At 77.4% G+C, this 2,558-nt stretch carries 1 protein-coding gene; it reads right to left on the reverse strand.

Annotated features, from left to right (window positions below):
* Positions 1 to 2,558 (reverse strand): autotransporter outer membrane beta-barrel domain-containing protein (locus tag ACLBYG_RS31510; protein WP_447684075.1); only part of this gene is annotated, 2,558 nt, incomplete at its 5' end.

Below are 2,558 nucleotides of genomic sequence, written 5' to 3' on the forward strand. Positions count from 1 at the left end.
TCACCACGCGGCCTGGAGGCCTGCGGTGAACACCTGGGCGGTGGCGCCCGGGCGGACGTCGCCGGTATAGCCCACCGACAGCCGCACGCCCGCGGCGACCGCCCCCGTCAGGCTCACCCCCAGAACCGCGCCGTCCCGGCCCAGCGCGCTCGTCCGGCCCGCGAACCCCGCCCCGAACAGGTTCGAGCGGATCACCGCCGCCGTGTCGGCCAGCTCGTGCGCCCAGTACGCCCGGCCCTCCAGGCGCAGGTCCGGAATGCCCGCCAACGCCCAACTCGTCACACGCCCGCCGACCAGGCTGCGCGCCGCGTCGAGGTCGGCCACCGCGAAGCCCTGCCCGCCGAAGCCCTGCCCGACCAGACCGCCCCGCTCGGACACGCGGCCCCGCGTCAGCCGGTCGTAGCTGAAGCCCACCTCCGGCACGAGCTCCACCGGAAGACCCACCGCCAGCGCGTAGCCGGCAAAGCCCGACACCCCGCCGTTCCAGCCCGACGACAGCCCGGACGCCTGCGACACCGCCGCGCCCAGCGCCACCGTCCGGTCCACCCGACCGTCCGCGTACGACACCCCCGCCGTGCCCCGCAGGATCACCGCGCCCAGCCGCGTGCTCGCGTACAGCGTCCCGCCGTAGCTGTCGGTGGTGAACCGACCCAGCCCCGCGCCCCGCGACGTGCCCCCCGCGCGCAGGTAGCTGAACGCACCGCCCACCTGCGTGTCCGCCCCGACCTGGCGGTCGACGCCCATCAGCAGCCCGCCCGCGTCGAACCCGGCGCCCGCCGCCGCCCGGTCGCCCGCGCGCGCGCCGAACCCGTACAGCGCGTCGGCCCAGACCCGGCCCTCGCCCACCGCAAGCGGCCGCTCCGCCGCCCCGGCGCCGCCGCGCACCTGCAGCGCCGTGCGGTTCGGGCCCGGACCCGGATCGCCCGCGCTGAACGCGCCCGCGCCCCCGCCCAGCCCGCGCTGGTGCCGGTCGATCGTGTCGGAGAGCAGACGGCGCGCGGCGAGGTCGGTCATCACCGCGTCGCCGTAGCTCTGGCCCGACAGGCTCGCCAGGCCGCCCGGCAGCGTCGCCGGGCCGGCCGCGTAGAGCGGGTCGAACACCCGCGCCCGCGCCGCGTCCGGCCGCGTGCCGGCCGCCGGGCGGGCGAGGTCGAGGGCCGCGCCCACGGCCCGGGCGTTGCCGGTCTGGGCGAGGCCGAGGCCTGCGAGGTTGCCGTAGGCGGCGGGCGTGACCACGAGGTCGAGGCCGGTGGCGGCGTAGAGCGCGTCGAGGCGCGTGCCCGCCGGCAGCCCCGCCGCCGGCTGGGCGAGCCCGCTGAACGAGCCCGACAGCCCGGCCTGCGCGGTGAGCACGCCGAAGCGCTGGCCGAGCGCGGGGGTGAAGCTGTTGCCCGCGTTGCCGGTGATGCCGCGCAGCTCCGGCACCAGGGTGCCGTTGGCCGAGACCGTGCCGGTCGGGCCGAGCGCCAGCAGGCGGGCGTAGCTGCCCGCGCCGGTGCCGGTGCCCGGGCCGTCGATGTCGAGGCCGAGGCTGCTGCCGGGGGCGAACGCCACCGGGCCGAGCACGGTGAGCGTGCCGGGGGAGTTGCCCGGCCGCAGGGCGCCCGCGACCGTGACCGGGGCCGCGACGGTGCCGATGCCGCGCAGGGTGCCGGCGGCCGCGACCGTGACCGGCGAGGTCCAGAGGCCGTTGAGGGAGAGCGTGCCGGCCTGGATTGTGGTCGGGCCGGAGAAGAGGCCGGGGCCGGTGAGCAGGAGCGTGCCGGGGCCGGCCTTGGTCAGGCTGGTCGGGCTCGCGGTCTCCAGGATGGCGCCGGCGTAGGTGGAGGCGGCCGCATTGGAGACCGTGAGGGCGCCGTTGCCCAGGACGGCGGCGGCCGGGCCGGCGAGGTCGGTGAGCGTGAGGGCGGTGCCGCCGAGGTCGAGGGCGCCGGTGTTGGTCAGGCCGGTCAGCCCGGCGAGCGGGCCGGTAATCTGCACGAGGCCGGTGTTGGTGAGCGTGCCGTTGAACTGCCCGGACAGGCGGGCGACGCCGGTGTTGGTCAGGTCGGCGGTGAGGGTGCCGTCGCTGGCGACGAGGCCGGCGTTGCTGAGGCCGCCGGAGGCGGTGAGGCTGGCGCTCTGGGCGACGGCGACGAGGCCGGCATTGGCGAGGGGGCCGGCGAGGCTGTAGCTGCCGCCCGTGGTGACGGCGAGCGTCGCGCCGGCGGCGTTGGCGAAGGGGCCGGCGCTGGCGACGGTCCCGGACACGGCGAGCAGGCCGGCATTGTTGGCGATGGCGCCGTCGATGCGGCCAGCGCTGGCGAGCACGGTGCCGGCATTGGTCAGGCCGCCGCTGATCGTGCCGCTGGTGGCGAGGAGGCCGGTGTTGGCGACGCCGCCGCCGATGGCGCCGCTGTTGCTCAAGATGCCGCTGCTGATGACGCCACCGCCGATGGTGCCGGTGTTGAGGGCCGTGCCGGTGTTGGTCAGACCGCCCGCGAGGGTGCCGGCATTGACCAGGCTGCCGCTGTTGGTCGCGCCGCCGCCGATGGTGCCGGTGTTGAGGGCCAGACCGG

Source organism: Methylobacterium sp. D53M (assembly GCF_053345625.1).